At 63.9% G+C, this 15,873-nt stretch carries 16 protein-coding genes; 8 read left to right on the top strand and 8 right to left on the bottom strand.

The window, feature by feature from the left end:
- Positions 1-202: 202 nt before the first annotated feature.
- From EGJ22_RS23930 to arsC, 3 genes are read right to left on the bottom strand one after another with little or no spacing between them, the layout of a single operon-like run.
- Positions 203-616 carry a DUF2069 domain-containing protein gene (locus EGJ22_RS23930; RefSeq protein WP_029887454.1) on the bottom strand — a complete coding sequence of 138 codons (414 nt, stop codon included), beginning with the start codon at positions 614-616 and terminating at the stop codon, positions 203-205.
- Positions 609-1,214, bottom strand: a complete 606-nt coding sequence (gene wrbA / locus EGJ22_RS23925) for an NAD(P)H:quinone oxidoreductase (RefSeq protein WP_115293503.1) — start codon at positions 1,212-1,214, stop codon at positions 609-611. Before wrbA ends, EGJ22_RS23930 begins: the two co-directional genes overlap by 8 nt.
- Positions 1,211-1,564, bottom strand: coding sequence for an arsenate reductase (glutaredoxin) (arsC, locus tag EGJ22_RS23920; protein ID WP_009684282.1), 354 nt, complete (start codon positions 1,562-1,564; stop codon positions 1,211-1,213). The genes wrbA and arsC overlap by 4 nt, the downstream gene beginning before the upstream one ends.
- An 85-nt stretch (positions 1,565-1,649) precedes the next feature.
- Between arsC and EGJ22_RS23915 the strand changes: the two genes are divergently transcribed.
- A complete protein-coding gene (locus EGJ22_RS23915; protein WP_009684283.1) occupies positions 1,650-2,114 on the top strand; it encodes a TlpA disulfide reductase family protein in 465 nt (154 codons plus the stop codon).
- Between the two features lie 111 nt (positions 2,115-2,225).
- Here the strand turns inward: EGJ22_RS23915 and EGJ22_RS23910 are convergent, their stop codons facing one another.
- The 4 genes from EGJ22_RS23910 to EGJ22_RS23895 are packed head-to-tail and all read right to left on the bottom strand — an operon-like array spanning position 2,226 to position 6,889.
- A complete protein-coding gene (locus tag EGJ22_RS23910; RefSeq protein ID WP_009684284.1) occupies positions 2,226-2,630 on the bottom strand; it encodes an META domain-containing protein in 405 nt (134 codons plus the stop codon).
- Positions 2,627-3,064, bottom strand: coding sequence for a hypothetical protein (locus tag EGJ22_RS23905; protein WP_009684285.1), 438 nt, complete (start codon positions 3,062-3,064; stop codon positions 2,627-2,629). Before EGJ22_RS23905 ends, EGJ22_RS23910 begins: the two co-directional genes overlap by 4 nt.
- Before the next feature lie 31 nt (positions 3,065-3,095).
- Complete coding sequence (locus EGJ22_RS23900) at positions 3,096-4,085, bottom strand: 2-hydroxyacid dehydrogenase (RefSeq protein ID WP_009684286.1); 990 nt, start codon at positions 4,083-4,085, stop codon at positions 3,096-3,098.
- Between the two features lie 50 nt (positions 4,086-4,135).
- Positions 4,136-6,889, bottom strand: a complete 2,754-nt coding sequence (locus EGJ22_RS23895; protein WP_054890451.1) for a response regulator — start codon at positions 6,887-6,889, stop codon at positions 4,136-4,138.
- A gap of 193 nt (positions 6,890-7,082) precedes the next feature.
- Here EGJ22_RS23895 and EGJ22_RS23890 point away from each other — a divergent pair, with 193 nt between their 5' ends.
- The 7 genes from EGJ22_RS23890 to EGJ22_RS23860 all read left to right on the top strand — a co-directional run bounded on the left by EGJ22_RS23890 (position 7,083) and on the right by EGJ22_RS23860 (position 15,373).
- A complete protein-coding gene (locus tag EGJ22_RS23890) occupies positions 7,083-7,802 on the top strand; it encodes a response regulator transcription factor (protein ID WP_125920430.1) in 720 nt (239 codons plus the stop codon).
- Between the two features lies 1 nt (position 7,803).
- A complete protein-coding gene (locus tag EGJ22_RS23885; RefSeq protein ID WP_125920429.1) occupies positions 7,804-9,165 on the top strand; it encodes a sensor histidine kinase in 1,362 nt (453 codons plus the stop codon).
- Between the two features lie 87 nt (positions 9,166-9,252).
- Positions 9,253-10,152, top strand: coding sequence for a cysteine synthase CysM (gene cysM / locus EGJ22_RS23880; protein WP_029887222.1), 900 nt, complete (start codon positions 9,253-9,255; stop codon positions 10,150-10,152).
- The gene (rlmD, locus tag EGJ22_RS23875) at positions 10,153-11,511 is read left to right on the top strand and encodes a 23S rRNA (uracil(1939)-C(5))-methyltransferase RlmD (protein ID WP_125920428.1); all 1,359 of its coding nucleotides are present in this window, start codon (positions 10,153-10,155) and stop codon (positions 11,509-11,511) included.
- A gap of 97 nt (positions 11,512-11,608) precedes the next feature.
- The gene (relA, locus tag EGJ22_RS23870) at positions 11,609-13,849 is read left to right on the top strand and encodes a GTP diphosphokinase (RefSeq protein WP_009684292.1); all 2,241 of its coding nucleotides are present in this window, start codon (positions 11,609-11,611) and stop codon (positions 13,847-13,849) included.
- Between the two features lie 124 nt (positions 13,850-13,973).
- Positions 13,974-14,807: a nucleoside triphosphate pyrophosphohydrolase gene (mazG, locus tag EGJ22_RS23865; RefSeq protein WP_009684293.1), complete on the top strand. Its 834-nt coding sequence runs from the start codon at positions 13,974-13,976 to the stop codon at positions 14,805-14,807.
- A gap of 26 nt (positions 14,808-14,833) precedes the next feature.
- On the top strand, positions 14,834-15,373 hold the full coding sequence (locus EGJ22_RS23860) for a DUF2058 domain-containing protein (RefSeq protein WP_009684294.1): 540 nt from the start codon (positions 14,834-14,836) through the stop codon (positions 15,371-15,373).
- Positions 15,374-15,418: 45 nt separating this feature from the next.
- Here EGJ22_RS23860 and EGJ22_RS23855 read toward each other — a convergent pair whose 3' ends face one another.
- Positions 15,419-15,601, bottom strand: coding sequence for a hypothetical protein (locus tag EGJ22_RS23855; RefSeq protein ID WP_009684295.1), 183 nt, complete (start codon positions 15,599-15,601; stop codon positions 15,419-15,421).
- Positions 15,602-15,873 lie beyond the last annotated feature (272 nt).

The raw sequence follows: 15,873 nt of genomic DNA, 5'->3' as shown, positions 1-15,873 counted from the left end.
GTTACTGGCCCGAAACAAACGTAGGAGCGAGCGCAGCTCGCGATGCGCCGCGCGGGCGGCGCTCAATCTCACAGGCATTGAAGATGCAGCGGCTACCCTTGCCAGGAACCATAGAATCTCCCTCCTCGACCGCATCAGCCTCAAGCCATGTGCAGACCTGTGCTGGCTTGCCGGCGATTGGGCTGCAAGGCAGCCCCTTGACTCAACTGCCTTCGCCGGCCATGCGCCGCTCATGCTGGAACTTCCAGCGCACATACAGCAGCCCGGCAATAAACAGCCCCAGGCTGACCAGCACTTCAACCCAGCCAAACACCGCCCGCGCCGGGTCGAAGGCTGCCAGCACGCCCTTGATGAAGTAGATGTTCACCACGAAGCAGGTCCAGGCATGCGCCCGGGCGCTGCCCAGCAGCATGCCCGGCAGCAGCAATAGCAGCGGCACCAGTTCGATCGCCAGGATCACCTCGACCCGAGCCCCATGCAGGTTGGCGAACCACAGGTTGTTCACCACCAGCAGGGCAATCAGGCCAAAGAAAAATGCCAGGCTAAGCGCCCGCGTCAGGCGCAAGCGCGGTGCCAGCCAAGCCAGCGGCGGCAACACCTTGGGCTTCCTAGCCACGCGCGGCCTCCAGGGCCTTGGCGGTGCTCGCCAGGCGTTGGCCAAGGGCGCGGCACAGGGCGATCTCGTGCGGGTCGAGTTCACGCTTGCCGTCTGCCCCGGCATGGTGGCTGGCGCCATAAGGGGTGCCGCCACCGCGGGTTTCCAGCAGTGCCGATTCGCTGTAGGGCAGGCCCATTACCAGCATGCCGTGGTGCATCAGCGGCAGCATCATCGACAGCAGCGTGGTTTCCTGGCCACCGTGCAGGCTGGCGGTAGACGTGAACACACCGGCGGGCTTGCCTACCAGTTCACCGCCCAGCCACAGACTGCTGGTGCCATCGAGGAAGTACTTGAGCGGTGCCGCCATGTTGCCGAAGCGGGTCGGGCTACCCAGCACCAGGCCGGCGCAGTGGCGCAGGTCGTCGAGGGTGGCGTACAGCGCGCCGCTGGCCGGAATGTCCGGGGCCACGGCTTCGCATTCGGTGGAAATCGCCGGCACCGTGCGCAGGCGCGCTTCCATGCCGGCCAGCTCGATGCCGCGGGCGATGTGCCTGGCCATTTCGCTGGTGGCACCATGGCGGCTGTAGTAAAGCACCAGGATGTAGGATTGGCTCACGGCAGGATCTCCAGCACTTTTTCCGGTGGGCGACCGATCACCGCCTTGTCACCGGCAACCAGGATCGGCCGCTCGATCAGCTTGGGGTGCTGGACCATGGCCTCGATCAGCTGTGCGTCGGTCAGTGCAGGGTCGGCCAGGTTCAATGCCTTGTATTCATCCTCACCCGTGCGCAGCAGCTGCCGTGGGGCCAGGCCCAGCTTGCCGAGCAAGGTCTTGAGCGTGGCGGCGTCTGGCGGGGTCTCGAGGTAGCGCACGATGACCGGGGTTAGGCCACGGGCTTCGAGCAGTTCCAGCGCGCCGCGGGATTTTGAGCAGCGCGGGTTATGATAGAGCGTGAGGTCAGTCATGTGGGGTCGCATCCAGCTGGTTGTGGCGGCTATTCTAACCGCAGCGACTGACCAGTTTGCTTTAAAACTCGAGAAGGATTGACCCATGGCAAGGCGTCTGGCAGCAGTACTGGCCATCACCGCGAGCCTGATGCTCGGTGGTTGCGGTGCCGATTATGGCGTAGACCAGCACGGCAATACGGTTAAGGCCGAACAGATCGACGGGCACTGGCTGGTGCTCAATTACTGGGCGGAATGGTGCGGCCCGTGCCGCACTGAAATCCCGGAACTCAATACCGCGGCCAAGCAATGGGCGGCCGAGGGTATCAAGGTGGTGGGGGTGAATTTCGATGGTTTGCAGGGCCAGGACCTGAAGCAGGCCGCCGAAACCCTGGGCATCGGGTTCACCGTACTGGCCCAGGACCCGGCCGAGCGCTATGACCTGCCGCGCAGCGAGGCGCTGCCGGTAACCTACATCATCGATGACAAGGGCAAGGTGCGTGAGCAGTTGCTGGGCGAACAGACCCTCGAAGGGCTGCAGGCCAGGATCAAGGCCCTGAAGCAGGGGTGACAAGCTGCAAGCTGCAAGCTACAAGCTACAAGCTACAAGCTACAAGAAAAGCAGGCCGGTGCTAGGATCTGCTTTTTCTTGAAGCTTGAAGCTTGAAGCTTGCAGCTGCGCTCAGCCTTCTTCAGGCCAGAAGCGCAGCGGCTTGCCCTCGGCCGGCCAGAAGCGCAGTTGCTCGATGGGCGACACATCCCAGCGCTGCACCGTTTCCAGCGCCTGCAGGAAGCGTTTTTCCTGCTCCATCAGCGCCGGCGCACACAGCTTGCGGGTCTTGCCGACCTTGCCGAAGCTCAGGTGCTCGCCGTCCAGCGTGTAGGGCGCAAACCAGTGGTTGCACCCGGCATTGCCATAGGCACGGCCATCACTGGCCAAGGTCAGGGTCAGGTGGCTGTAGTCGATCAACGGGCGCTCACCAATCCACTCCAGCACATAGCTGCGCTCCTGCTGCAACTTCAAAGGTTGTGCAGCGCAGCCGAGCAGGCCGGTGGCAATCAGCGCGCCGGTCAGCAGATTCTTCACTCGGCGCTCTCCAGGCAACGCGGGCACACATGCTTGTCGCCACGGCTGGCCCAGCCCAGCTCGGCGATACGTGCGCTGGCAGCAGGCTGGCGGGCTTGCTTGCCCAGCTTGGCGTCTACGGCGAACTCGAAGTCCAGGGCGGCGTCACAGTGGTCGCACTCAACCTTCCAGTTGAGGATTTCAAGCGCGTTGAACACCGGGCCACTGGCCACGGCAACCCACTGGCCGCGCGGGTTGATCAGGTGGCGCACGCTCTCCACGGTCAGGCGCATGGCCAGGTCCTTGCTGCCTTTGAGGGTCACCAGCAGGGTATCGCCTTTGTGCATCGAACCGCCGTTGCCAGTGACCTGATAGCGGCCTGGCACCAGGGCGCGGCACTCGATCAGGGTGTGTTGCGGGTTGAAAAGGGTATAGCGGAAATCGTGCTCGACCATGGGTCCTCCAGAAATGCCGCGTATCCTAGCATTAACCCATGACCAGATTCTGTGGATTGCCTGCCGCCCAGCAGTTGATGTTGTCCAGCGTGGTAGTGGCGATCGCAGCCAGCGCCTCGCGGGTCAGGAACGCCTGATGTGCGGTGATGATGACATTGGGAAAGGTCAGCAGGCGTGCCAGCACATCGTCTTGCAGCGGCAGGTCGGAGCGGTCCTCGAAGAACAGCTGGGCTTCCTCTTCATAGACATCCAGCCCCAGGTAGCCGAGCTGGCCGCTTTTCAGCGCGTCGATCAGTGCCGGGGTGTCGACCAGTGCGCCGCGGCCGGTGTTGATCAGCATGGCGCCATGCTGGACTTCGGCCAGGCTCCGGGCGTTGATCAGGTGCCGGGTGTGTTCGGTCAACGGGCAGTGCAGGCTGATGATGCGTGCTTCGCGTAGCAGTTCGGGCAGTGGCAGGTAGCGCGCGCCGAGGGCCAGCAGTTCTGGGTTGGGGTAGGGGTCGTAGGCCAGCAACTGGCAGCCGAAACCGGCCATGATGCGGGCGAAGGCTGCGCCGATCTGGCCGGTACCCACGACCCCGACCGTTTTGCCATGCAGGTCGAAGCCGGTCAGGCCATGCAGGGTAAAGTCCCCTTCACGGGTGCGGTTGTAGGCCCGGTGCAGGCGCCGGTTGAGCGCCAGGATCAGCGCCACGGCGTGCTCCGCCACCGCGTGCGGTGAGTAGGCGGGTACGCGCACCACGGCCAGGCCCAGGCGTTGCGCAGCGGCCAGGTCGACGTGGTTGTAGCCGGCCGAACGCAGGGCGATCAGGCGCGTGCCGCCGTCGGCCAGGCGCTGCAGCACCGGGGCGTCCAGTTCGTCATTGATGAAGGCGCAGACAACCTCGTAGCCGTCGGCCAGCGCTGCGGTGTCGAGGCTCAGGCGGGCAGGCTGGAAATGCAGGTCCAGGGGGTTACCGCTGGCGGCTCGGGTGAAGCTTTCCTGGTCGTAATGCTGGCTGCTGAACAATAGCGCGCGCATGGTCAGGGTTCCTCTGTCGGGCGTGTCCGGGGTAGCTGTTGGCAGTGAGCTCAAGCGCTCGACCGCGCCTGGGCTGCCAGGCGGCTGATCGCCGCATCCAGTTCATCCAGTGCCTGCTGGGCCTGCGGGCTTTCCTGCTTGAGCAAGGTTTCACTGCGCTGGCACGCCGCGCGCAACTGCGGCACGCCGCAATAGCGTGAAGCCCCGTTCAGGCGGTGTACCTGTTCGATCAGGCCCTCATGGTCATTGGCCAGGCGCGCGGCGCGGATGGCTTCGCGGTCGGCCTCCAGCGAGGCCAGCAGCATGTTCAGCATATCGGCGGCAAGGTCCGCTTTTCCGGCTGCCAGGCGTAAACCTTCTTGCGGGTCGAGCACCTTGAGTTCATCGCCGTTGCCGGTGGGTTCAGCCGGCGCCTGCTGCGGCGTGCCCAGGCTGAGACCGGTCCATTTCATCACCACCTGTGCCAGTTGCCGTTCACTGATCGGCTTGGTCAGGTAGTCATCCATGCCGCCGTGCAGCAATGCGCGTTTCTCGTTGGCCATGGCATGGGCGGTGAGGGCGACGATCGGCAATGGGTTGCCACTTTGGGTGTTTTCCCAGCGGCGAATCTGTTCGGTACAGGCGCGGCCGTCCATGCCGGGCATCTGCACATCCATCAGTACCAGGTCGAAGGGTTCCTGCTGCACGGCCTGCAGTGCCGCATAGCCATTGTCGACCGCCAGTACTTCGGCACCCAGGTCCTCGAGCAGCGTCTGCACCAGCAGCAAATTCGCAGGGTTGTCGTCGACACACAGTATTTTCGGCCGCCGCGGGCCGTTGCGGCTGTTCACCTCGCCCTGCAGGCGGCGGGGCTGGACCAGCTCCAGCAGCAGCCGGCGCAATTTGCGCGTGCAGGTAGGCTTGGACAGCAACTGGCCATGGCCGTTGGGCAGGAAGGGGTGGTACAGCGCCTGCTCGGTGGTCGGGCACAGCACCACGCACTGGCAATGGTAGCGTTCGAGCTGTTGATGGTAGCGGCCCAGTTGTTCTGGCGACAGGTTGCCCAGGTTGGCGCCCAGCACCGCCAGCTCGAATGGCTGCCCGGCCTGGCTGGCGGCCTGCACGGCTTGCAGCAACTGGTCGTAGGTGGCGAACAGGCTGACACTCAGGCCACAGTCTTGCAGTTGGTGCTCCAGGGCCTGCCGGGCCAGTTCATGGTTATCGACGATGGCGGCACGGCGACCCAGCAGCGCTTGCAGCGGTAGTTCCTCGATATCGTCGTGCGCCTTGGGCAGGTTCAGGCTGATCCAGAACTGCGAGCCCTCGCCCGGGGTGCTGTCGACGCCGATTTCGCCACCCATCTGCTCGATCAGGCGCTTGGAAATCACCAGGCCCAGGCCGGTACCACCTGGCTGCCGGGCCAGCGAGTTATCGGCCTGGCTGAAAGCCTGGAACAGTGTACGCACGTCCTGCGGTGACAGGCCGATGCCGGTATCCTGCACGCTGATGCGCAGTTGGGCATGATCCTCATGCTCATCGTCGAGCATGGCGCGCACGACAATGGTGCCCTCGCGGGTGAACTTGATGGCGTTGCTGACCAGGTTGGTGAGGATCTGCTTGAGCCGCAGCGGGTCACCGACCAGCGACGTGGGCGTGTCGCGGTAGACCAGGCTGAGCAGTTCCAGCTGCTTGGCATGGGCGGCCGGGGCCAGAATGGTCAGGGTGTCCTGGATCAGGTCGCGCAGGTTGAACGGGATGCTGTCCAGCACCAGCTTGCCGGCCTCGATCTTGGAGAAATCGAGAATTTCGTTGATGATGCCCAGCAGGTTGTCGGCAGACTTTTCGATGGTGCTCAGGTAGTCCAGCTGGCGCGGGGTCATCTCGCTTTTCTGCAGCAGGTGGGTAAAGCCGAGAATGCCGTTGAGCGGGGTGCGGATCTCATGGCTCATGTTGGCCAGGAACTCCGACTTGATGCGGCTGGCCTCCAGTGCCTCCTTGCGCGCCATGTCCAGCTCGATGTTCTGGATTTCGATGGTTTCCAGGTTCTGGCGCACGTCTTCGGTGGCCTGGTCGATGCTGTGCTGCAGTTCTTCATGGGCGTTGTGCAGGGTTTCGGCCATGCGGTTGATGCCGCGCGCCAGTTCGTCCAGCTCATGGCTGCCCATGGTCGGCAGGCGCTCTTCGAGGTGGCCGTCCTTGAGCTGGTTGACCGCGTGCTTGATACGTTCGATGGGGTCGTTGATCGAGCGGCTCATGCGCAATGCCAGCAGGCCGCTGAGCACCAGGCAGGCGAGGATCAGCAGCAGGCTGGTGAACAGGTTGCGGTAGCCGCGCAGCAGGGTGCCATCGTGGGACAGCTCGATCTCGACCCAGCCCAGCAGCCGCTCGGCTTCGGCAGGCACGGCCTCGGTGGCCAGGTCCCGGTGGTGGCCGAACACGGGCATCAGGTAGCGGGTGGCGTCATTGCCGCTGCGCTGTAGCAACTGGGTGCCGGTGCCGCCGCTGGGTGGCTGGTTGAGCATGCTCGGCCCGGCATGGGCCAGGCGCGTGCGGTCCGGCGCCAGGAAGGCAACCGAGCGCACGTCGCTCTGCTCCAGGGTTTGCGCGGCGATGCGCTCCAGCTGCGCAGGCGCCAACCGGGCCATGGCCGGGGCGGCCAGCGGCGCCAGCTGTTCGGCGATCATCTTGCCGCGCTGCAGTAACTGGGTGCGCAGGTCGTTTTGTTGCAGCCAGGTGAAATAACTGCCCAGCACCAGCGCCATCAGGCCTGCCGGTAACAGTGCCAGCAGCAGGACCCGGCTGCGGATTCCCAAACGATCGAGCACACTCGCCTCCTGTGATGTGCCTGGCCACCGTCAGTGGGTGACGGCCAAGACGCGACGTTACTCTGCCTGGCACGCCATTGCATCTGTTTAGTCGGTGTTTTGCGCCGATCCTGCAGCACGGGTCGTATCGCGGTTGCCTGGCAGGGCGCACATACACAATAATCGCGTAATTGAGAATGCATGGCAGTTGCCAATGAGTCCTGTAGCTATTCACAACTCCAGTGTCCTCGCCATTGAGGACGACCCGGTGCTGGGCGCCTACCTGCATGAAGAGCTGCAGCGCGGTGGCTTCCACGTCACCTGGTGCCGCAGTGGCCTGGAGGGCCTGGAAACGGCAGGCCGCCAGGTCTTCGACGTGGTGCTCATGGATATTCTGCTGCCTGGGTTGAATGGTCTGGATGCGCTGGCCCAGTTGCGCCAGCACAGTACCACACCGGTGATTCTGATGTCGGCGCTGGGCGCCGAGGCAGACCGCATCAGCGGTTTTCAGCGCGGGGCCGACGACTACTTGCCCAAACCCTTCAGCATGGCTGAGCTGCAAGTGCGTATTGAAGCGATCCTGCGCCGTGTAGCGCTCGAACGCCGCTACCAGGCGCCGCAGCCGCCGGCAGAGGCGGGCGCGCTGCACTTCGACGAGGGCCTGTGCGATGTGCGCCTTGATGGCCGTCTGGCCGGGCTGACCCCCAGCGAGTTTCGCCTGCTAGACACCCTTTACCGCAACCAGGAGGAAGTGCTGAGCAAGGCGTTCCTGTACCAGCAGGTGTTGCAACGCGGCTATTCGCGGCACGACCGCAGCCTGGACATGCATGTCAGCCAGATCCGCCGCAAGCTCAAGGGCATCGGTTATCAGGGGTTGCAGATCCGCACCGTATGGGGCAAGGGCTACATGTTCGGCGTGGGTGAGGCGCAATAGCATGCTCGACCGCCATTCGCTGTTCTGGAAACTGGCCATCCTGCTGGTCGGCTTCTGCCTGCTGATGATCGGCCTCAGCTACACCTGGGGCCAGCGCATTGAGCTGCAGAACGCCTTCTTGTCGGAGCCGGCGCGCCAGACCTTGCGCGGCTATGCCAGCGAGGCCGAGCAGGCCTGGCGCAGCGGTGGTCGGGCCGGGCTGGACCAGTGGGTGGCGGCGATGCACCAGCGTGAACATGGCTGGGTGGGTGTGCTCGATATCAACCTGAAACCGCTCGACAGCGCGGCCCTCAACCCGCAGATCATGCAGCGGCTGACCCGCCTGCGTGGGGTCGACTGGCCGATGAGCCGGCGCAGCGTCGAGCAGCCGTGGCTACGCATCCCGTTCCCTGGTGCGCCCGAGCAGGGCATGCTGGTGATCGAACTGCCCAGGCGCTTCAACCCGGACCAGCACCGCCTGCTGTGGCGCATTATCACCAACGGCATCATCCCGGGCCTGTTCACCTTGCTGCTGTGCGTGGGCCTGTACCGCATGCTGATCGTGCCGTTGAACCAACTGCGCGAGCAGGCCCGGGCCTGGCGTGCCGACCAGCTTTCGGCTCGCCTTGATTCGCGGCTCATCGCCCGGCACGACGAGCTGGGGGAACTGGCCCGCGCCTTCGACCAGATGGCCGAGCGGCTACAGGGCACCGTCACCCTGCAACAACAGCTGCTGCGCGACTTGTCCCATGAAATGCGCACCCCCCTGAGCCGTTTGCGCGTGGCTTGCGACGGGGAAACCGATCTGCAACGCCTGCGCGAGCGCCTCGGCCGGGAACTGGACGGCATGCAGCAACTGGTCGAGGCAACCCTGCAACTGGCCTGGCAGGACGCCGAGCGTGCGCCAATGAACCTGGAGCCGATCGAGGTTCAGGCCTTGTGGGACCTGCAGGCCGAGAATGCCTGCTATGAAAGTGGCTGGGCGCCCACGCGGCTGCGTTGCGAGGTACCAGACGGTTGCTGGGTGCAGGGTAACCTCAACCACTTGGCCCAGGCGCTGGAGAACCTGCTGCGCAATGCCATTCGGTATTCGCCGGCCGACGGTGTCGTGCGCTTGGGTGGGCAGCGCGAAGGTGGCTACTGGTGCCTGTGGCTGGAAGACGAGGGCGGTGGCGTGGGCGACGATGAGCTGGAGCGCATTTTCGCGCCGTTCTTGCGCCTGGACGGTTCGCGGCCCGGCGTGGGTGGCTTTGGCCTGGGGCTGAGCATTGCCCGCAGCGCCATCCAGCGCCAGGGTGGCACGCTGTGGGCGCAGAACGGCAAGCGCGGGTTACGCCTGTGCATGAGGTTGCCGGTGCAACAGCCCCCGTCATATAGCCTGTAGCTATATCCACTACAGATTGCGTGATATGGCCGGGAAGGGTTTGCCGGTATGATAGGCGCCCCTGCCGTCCGGATTGTGAAATACACCATGACCTTGCAGTACCCAACCATCGCCGATTGCGTCGGCAATACGCCACTGGTTCGCCTGCAGCGCATTGCTGGCCAAACCAGCAATACCCTCCTGCTCAAGCTCGAAGGTAACAATCCCGCCGGCTCGGTGAAGGACCGCCCGGCCCTGTCGATGATCACCCGCGCCGAGTTGCGTGGCCAGATCAAGCCCGGTGACACCCTGATCGAAGCCACCTCCGGCAATACCGGCATCGCCTTGGCGATGGCAGCGGCGATCAAGGGCTACAAGATGATCCTGATCATGCCGGACAACTCCACCGCTGAGCGCAAGGCGGCCATGACCGCCTACGGCGCCGAGCTGATTCTGGTGACCAAGGAAGAGGGCATGGAAGGTGCCCGCGACCTGGCCGACAAGCTGCAGCGTGAAGGCCGCGGCCTGGTGCTGGACCAGTTCGCCAACGGTGACAACCCGGTTGCCCACTACAACAGCACCGGCCCGGAAATCTGGCAGCAGACACAGGGCAGCGTCACCCATTTCGTCAGCTCCATGGGGACCACCGGCACCATCATGGGCTGCTCGCAGTACCTCAAGGAGCAAAACCCGGCGGTGCAGATCATCGGCCTGCAACCGATGGAAGGTTCGGCCATCCCGGGTATCCGCCGTTGGCCGCAGGAGTACCTGCCGAAGATCTTCGACGCCACGCGCGTAGACCGCGTGGTCGACATGTCGCAGCAGGAAGCCGAAGACACCACCCGCCGCCTTGCCCGCGAAGAGGGCATTTTCTGCGGCGTGTCTTCCGGTGGTGCGGTTGCCGCCATGCTGCGCCTGTCGCGTGAGGTGGAGCATGCAGTAATGGTGGCGATCATTTGCGACCGCGGTGACCGTTACCTGTCCACCGGCCTGTTCGATCCCAGCTAAATGACCAAGAAAAAAACCAACAGCGGCCTGCGCTTCCAGCCGGCCGGCGGTAGCCGCAGCCCCCAGGTCCCCGTGGGCAAGAAGCAGCGCCTGGACATCGAGCGCCTGGCCGGCGACGGCCGTGGCATTGCCTTCCATGAAGGGCGTACCTGGTTCGTCAGTGGCGCCCTGGCCGGTGAGGCCGTGGAAGCGCGGGTGCTCAATGCGCGCGGCAAGGTGGTCGAGGCCCGCCTGGAGCGTGTGCTGCAGGCCAGCCCCGAGCGCCGTGAAGCGCCCTGTCGCCATTACAGCCGCTGTGGTGGCTGCACCCTGCAGCACCTGCCGCACGAGGCGCAACTGGCGCTGAAGCAGCGGACCTTGGCCGAACAACTGCAACGGGTGGCCGGTGTGCAGCCCGACGCCTGGGCGCCACCGCTCAGCGGGCCAGCGTTCGGCTACCGGCGCCGTGCTCGCGTGGCGGTGCGCTGGGACGTCAAGGCGCGTGAGCTGCACGTCGGCTTCCGTGCCGAAGCCAGCCAGGACATCATCGCCATCGACGATTGCCCGGTGCTGGTACAGCCCTTGCAGTCGATTCTGCGCCACCTGCCGACCGTGCTGCGTTCGCTGGAAAAACCGCAGGCCCTGGGCCATGTGGAGCTGTTCAGCGGCTCTGCGCAAGCGCTGCTGGTGCGCCATGTGGCGCCATTGCCGGCGCAGGACCTGGCCCGGTTGCAGGCGTTCTGCGAGCAGGCCAACGCGCAGTTATGGCTGCAAGGCGAAGGTGAACCGGCGCCCGTCGGACCTGCGGCGCCATTGGGCTTTGCCCTGGCGCCGTGGCAGCTTGAGCTGGCCTGGCGCCCTGGCGACTTCGTGCAGGTCAACGCCCAGGTCAATACGGCGATGATCGAGCAGGCGCTGGCCTGGCTTGCGCCGCAGGCCGATGAGCGGGTGCTCGACCTGTTCTGCGGCCTGGGCAACTTCGCCCTGCCGCTGGCACGCCAGGCGCGTGAAGTGGTGGCAGTGGAAGGTGTGCAAGCCATGGTCGATCGGGCCGCGGCCAATGCCAGAAACAACAATGTGCATAACGCACGGTTTTTTCAGGCCGATTTATCGCAGCCATTGGCCGGCACCGGATGGGCCGCCGAGGGCTTTTCTGCGGTACTCTTGGACCCACCGCGCGACGGTGCTTACGAGGTGGTGCAAGGCATCGCCCGCCTCAAGGCCAGCAGGCTGGTCTATGTATCGTGCAACCCGGCCACACTGGCGCGAGACGCCCAGGTGCTGGCCGGCCAGGGGTACCGGTTAACACGGGCCGGGATTCTCGACATGTTTCCTCAAACGGCGCATGTCGAGGCCATGGCGTTATTCGAAGCGGGCTAGCTGACTGGCCCCTTGGTGCGGCCGCCACGGAAGGGTGGCTGTACGGTGATCGCCAGCGCCGCCGTGAGTGCAGCGCTGTATGGAAAGGTAAAACAAGATGGTACAGGTGAGAGTGCACCAGCCGGTCAACACGGACGGCAGTATCAATCTCGATGCATGGCTGGATCATGTGGTAAGTGTCGATTCGGCACTGGATCGCGCAGCGCTGAAAGAAGCCTGCGAGTTTGCTCACGAGGTCGAAAAAAAGGGCAACCCCGCCAAGCATTCCTGGGCGGACGGCACGTCCAGCTTTCAGGCAGGGCTGGAAATTGCCGAAATCCTCGCCGACCTCAAGCTCGACCAGGATTCGCTGGTGGCCGCGGTCATCTACCGTTCGGTGCGCGAGGGGAAGGTCACGCTGGCCGAGGTCAGCCAGCGCTTTGGGCCGGTGGTCTCGAAGCTGATCGACGGCGTGCTGCGCATGGCCGCCATCAGCGCCAGCCTCAGCCCGCGGCAGTCGCTGGTATTGGGCTCGCAGGCGCAGGTCGAAAACCTGCGCAAGATGCTGGTGGCCATGGTCGACGACGTACGCGTGGCGCTGATCAAGCTGGCCGAGCGGACCTGCGCCATCCGTGCGGTCAAGGCGGCCGACGATGAGAAACGCCTGCGCGTCGCGCGTGAGGTGTTCGACATCTATGCGCCGTTGGCGCACCGCCTGGGTATCGGCCATATCAAGTGGGAGCTGGAGGACTTGTCCTTCCGCTACCTGGAGCCCGAGCAGTACAAACAGATCGCCAAGTTGCTGCACGAGCGCCGGCTGGACCGCGAGCGGTTCATCAGCGACGTGATGAACCAGTTGCAGAACGAACTGCTGGCCACCGGGGTGAAAGCCGACATCAGCGGCCGGGCAAAACACATTTATTCGATCTGGCGCAAGATGAAGCGCAAAGGCCTGGAATTCAGCCAGATCTACGATGTGCGCGCAGTGCGTGTGCTGGTGCCGGAAATTCGCGACTGCTATACCGCATTGGGCATCGTCCACACCTTGTGGCGGCACATCCCCAAAGAGTTCGACGACTACATCGCCAACCCCAAGGAGAACGGCTATCGCTCGTTGCACACGGCGGTAATCGGGCCTGAGGGCAAGGTGCTGGAAGTGCAGATCCGTACCCACGGCATGCACGAGGAAGCCGAGCTTGGCGTGTGCGCTCACTGGCGCTACAAAGGCACCGACGTCAAGCCAAGCTCCAACCACTACGAAGAAAAGATCTCCTGGCTGCGCCAGGTGCTGGAATGGCACGAAGAGCTGGGCGACATCGGTGGCCTGGCCGAGCAACTGCGGGTCGACATCGAGCCGGACCGGGTTTATGTGTTTACCCCGGACGGGCATGCCATCGACCTGCCCAAGGGTGCGACACCGCTGGACTTCGCCTACCGCGTGCACACCGAAATCGGCCACAACTGCCGCGGCGCCAAGATCAACGGCCGGATCGTGCCGCTGAACTACAGCCTGCAGACGGGCGAACAGGTCGAGATCATCACCAGCAAGCACGGCAACCCGAGCCGTGACTGGTTGAACTCCAACCTGGGCTATGTCACCACGTCGCGGGCCCGGGCCAAGATCGTGCACTGGTTCAAGCTGCAGGCGCGCGACCAGAACGTGGCGGCCGGCAAGACCTTGCTCGAACGGGAGCTCAGCCGCCTGGGCCTGCCGCAGGTGGACTTCGAGCGCCTGGCTGAGAAAACCAACGTCAAGACCGCCGAAGACATGTTCGCTTCGCTCGGTGCTGGCGACCTGCGCCTGGCGCACCTGGTCAACGCTGCCCAGCAGTTGCTGGAGCCCGAGCGCATCGAGCAGATCGAACTGGTGCCGCGCAAGCCTGCCGGGCCGCGTTCCGGCAAGCGTGGCGACATCCAGATCCAGGGGGTTGGCAACCTGCTGACGCAGATGGCCGGCTGCTGCCAGCCACTGCCGGGCGATGCCATCGTCGGTTACATCACGCAAGGCCGTGGCGTGAGCATTCACCGCCAGGATTGCGCCTCGGTGCTGCAACTGGCAGGCAAGGAACCGGAGCGCATGATCCAGGTGAGCTGGGGGCCGATACCGGTGCAGACCTACCCGGTCGACATCGTCATCCGTGCCTACGACCGCCCGGGGTTGCTGCGCGATGTGTCGCAGGTGCTACTGAACGAGAAGATCAACGTGCTGGCGGTGAACACCCGCTCGAACAAGGAAGACAACACCGCGCTGATGTCGCTGACCATCGAAATTCCAGGCCTGGACGCGCTGGGGCGGTTGTTGGGGCGCATCTCGCAGTTGCCGAACATCATCGAGACGCGGCGTAACCGTACCCCTTGAGACCGCGGCGCCTGCTTCGCGGGCTTGCCCGCTCCCACAGGTACGGTGCAGTTTTCGAAACTTGCATCCATCCTGTGGCAGCGGGCAAGCCCGCGAAGAAGCCACCATCGAAGGACCTGCCTGAATGACCTACACCCTCGAAGACCTGCTGCACCTCATGGCCCGCCTGCGCGACCCGCAGTACGGTTGCCCATGGGACCTGCAGCAGAACTACGCGAGCATCGTCCCGCATACCCTCGAAGAGGCCTACGAAGTCGCCGACACCATCGAGCGCGGTGACTTCGAGCACCTGCAGGGTGAGCTGGGCGACTTGCTGTTCCAGGTGGTCTACTACAGCCAGCTGGCCAGGGAGGAGGGGCGTTTCGAGTTCGATGGCGTGGTCGACAGCATCACCCGCAAGCTCATTCGGCGCCACCCGCATGTGTTCCCCACGGGTGAGCTGTATGCGCCGCTGGACACCCCCCGCTTGAGCGAGGCCCAGGTCAAGTCGCGCTGGGAAGAAATCAAGGCCCAGGAACGGGCGGAAAAAAGCCTGCCTGAGCAGTTGTCCCTGCTCGACGACGTACCCACGACCTTGCCGGCGCTGTCGCGGGCGGCCAAACTGCAAAAGCGTGCGGCCACGGTCGGCTTCGACTGGCCTGCAGCGCTGCCGGTGCTGGACAAGGTCCGTGAAGAACTGGACGAAGTGCTACAGGCCATGGCCGATGGCGATGCCGATGCGCTCGAAGATGAGGTCGGTGACCTGCTGTTCGCGGCCGTGAACCTGGCGCGCCACCTCAAGCAAGATCCGGAACATGCCCTGCGCCGCGCCAATCGCAAGTTCGAGCGGCGTTTCCGCTTTATCGAACAGGCATTGCGCGACAGCGGTCGCCCTATTGAAGCGTGTAACCTTGACGAGCTGGACGCCCTGTGGGGCGAAGCCAAGCGTCAGGAAAAGAACCTGCCCAGCTGCGGCTGAGCTGTTGCATAAGTGAGTGAACATTCATGAGCCTTTCCCTTCGCGACCAATTGCTCAAAGCCGGTCTGGTCAACCAGAAACAGGTCTCGCAGACCAACAAAGCTGAAAAGAAACAGAAGCGCATGGAGCACAAAGGCCAGGTCGACGTCGACGACAGCCAGCAGCGTCTGGCCAAGGAAGCCATGGCCGAAAAGGTCAAGCGCGACCAGGAGCTGAACCGCCAGCAGCAGGAAAAGGCGGAGCAGAAGGCCCGTGCCGCACAGATCAAGCAACTGATCGAAGCCACGCGCCTGCCCAAGCTGAGCACAGAGGACTATTACAACTTCGTTGACGACAAGAAGGTCAAGCGTATCGCCGTCAACGCGCTGATGCGTACCAAGCTGAGCAACGGTGCGTTGGCGGTGGTGGCCCATGCCGGCGGTTACGAGGTGATCCCGCGCGAAGCAGCGGTGAAGATCCAGGAACGCGACCCCAGCCGTATCCTGTTGCTGAACACCCATGTTGAGGAAGCGGACGAAGATGACCCGTACGCGGCCTACAAGATCCCTGACGATCTGATGTGGTAAAAACGAAAAACCCCGCTTCGGCGGGGTTTTTCATGACGAATGGGGTCATTGCGTAGTGCGCTGCTTTTCCAGGTTCTCGAGCTCTGCCCGGTACTGGTGGGCCTCGTGTTCATTGTGGAACATGCCGACCAGTTGACCTTGCTGGTGCACATCCCAGATGCGTACACCAGCGGCCACGCCTTCGTGGGACATTTTCGATTCGTCGCGTTCGGTTACTTGGACTGTCATCGTTAAACTCCACTTCTTGAGAGGGCTGCGACACTCTGTCGCACACCTTCTTTATAGAGTTTGTTAGCAGCCTAAGTAAATAAAACGGGCATGAAACAAGTTTCATGAAGGCTCAAAGGTGTAGTGCCTGGGCTGGCCCTATCGCCGGCAAGCCAGCTCCCACAGGGACCTCCTGGAGCCTGAGCCTTGCATAGAACCTGTGGGAGATTCTATGGTTCCTGGCAAGGGTAGCCGGAGCATCTTCAGCGCCTGTGAGATCGAGCGCCGCCCGC

The sequence above is a fragment of the Pseudomonas sp. p99-361 genome (assembly GCF_003935475.1).
Lineage (GTDB): Bacteria > Pseudomonadota > Gammaproteobacteria > Pseudomonadales > Pseudomonadaceae > Aquipseudomonas > Aquipseudomonas juntendi.
The sequence above is the reverse complement of the archived record's forward strand: the minus strand, read 5'-3'. Positions and strand labels throughout refer to the sequence as shown.

Excerpts from the sequence above, each read along its gene's own strand:
- EGJ22_RS23890 (WP_125920430.1), top strand. The coding sequence starts at position 7,083 with ATGAGTCCTGTAGCTATTCACAACTCCAGTGTCCTCGCCATTGAGGAC.
- cysM (WP_029887222.1), top strand. The coding sequence starts at position 9,253 with ATGACCTTGCAGTACCCAACCATCGCCGATTGCGTCGGCAATACGCCA.
- relA (WP_009684292.1), top strand. The coding sequence starts at position 11,609 with ATGGTACAGGTGAGAGTGCACCAGCCGGTCAACACGGACGGCAGTATC.
- EGJ22_RS23915 (WP_009684283.1), top strand. The coding sequence starts at position 1,650 with ATGGCAAGGCGTCTGGCAGCAGTACTGGCCATCACCGCGAGCCTGATG.
- mazG (WP_009684293.1), top strand. The coding sequence starts at position 13,974 with ATGACCTACACCCTCGAAGACCTGCTGCACCTCATGGCCCGCCTGCGC.
- EGJ22_RS23860 (WP_009684294.1), top strand. The coding sequence starts at position 14,834 with ATGAGCCTTTCCCTTCGCGACCAATTGCTCAAAGCCGGTCTGGTCAAC.
- arsC (WP_009684282.1), bottom strand. The coding sequence starts at position 1,564 with ATGACTGACCTCACGCTCTATCATAACCCGCGCTGCTCAAAATCCCGC.
- EGJ22_RS23855 (WP_009684295.1), bottom strand. The coding sequence starts at position 15,601 with ATGACAGTCCAAGTAACCGAACGCGACGAATCGAAAATGTCCCACGAA.
- rlmD (WP_125920428.1), top strand. The coding sequence starts at position 10,153 with ATGACCAAGAAAAAAACCAACAGCGGCCTGCGCTTCCAGCCGGCCGGC.
- EGJ22_RS23905 (WP_009684285.1), bottom strand. The coding sequence starts at position 3,064 with ATGGTCGAGCACGATTTCCGCTATACCCTTTTCAACCCGCAACACACC.
- EGJ22_RS23900 (WP_009684286.1), bottom strand. The coding sequence starts at position 4,085 with ATGCGCGCGCTATTGTTCAGCAGCCAGCATTACGACCAGGAAAGCTTC.
- EGJ22_RS23885 (WP_125920429.1), top strand. The coding sequence starts at position 7,804 with ATGCTCGACCGCCATTCGCTGTTCTGGAAACTGGCCATCCTGCTGGTC.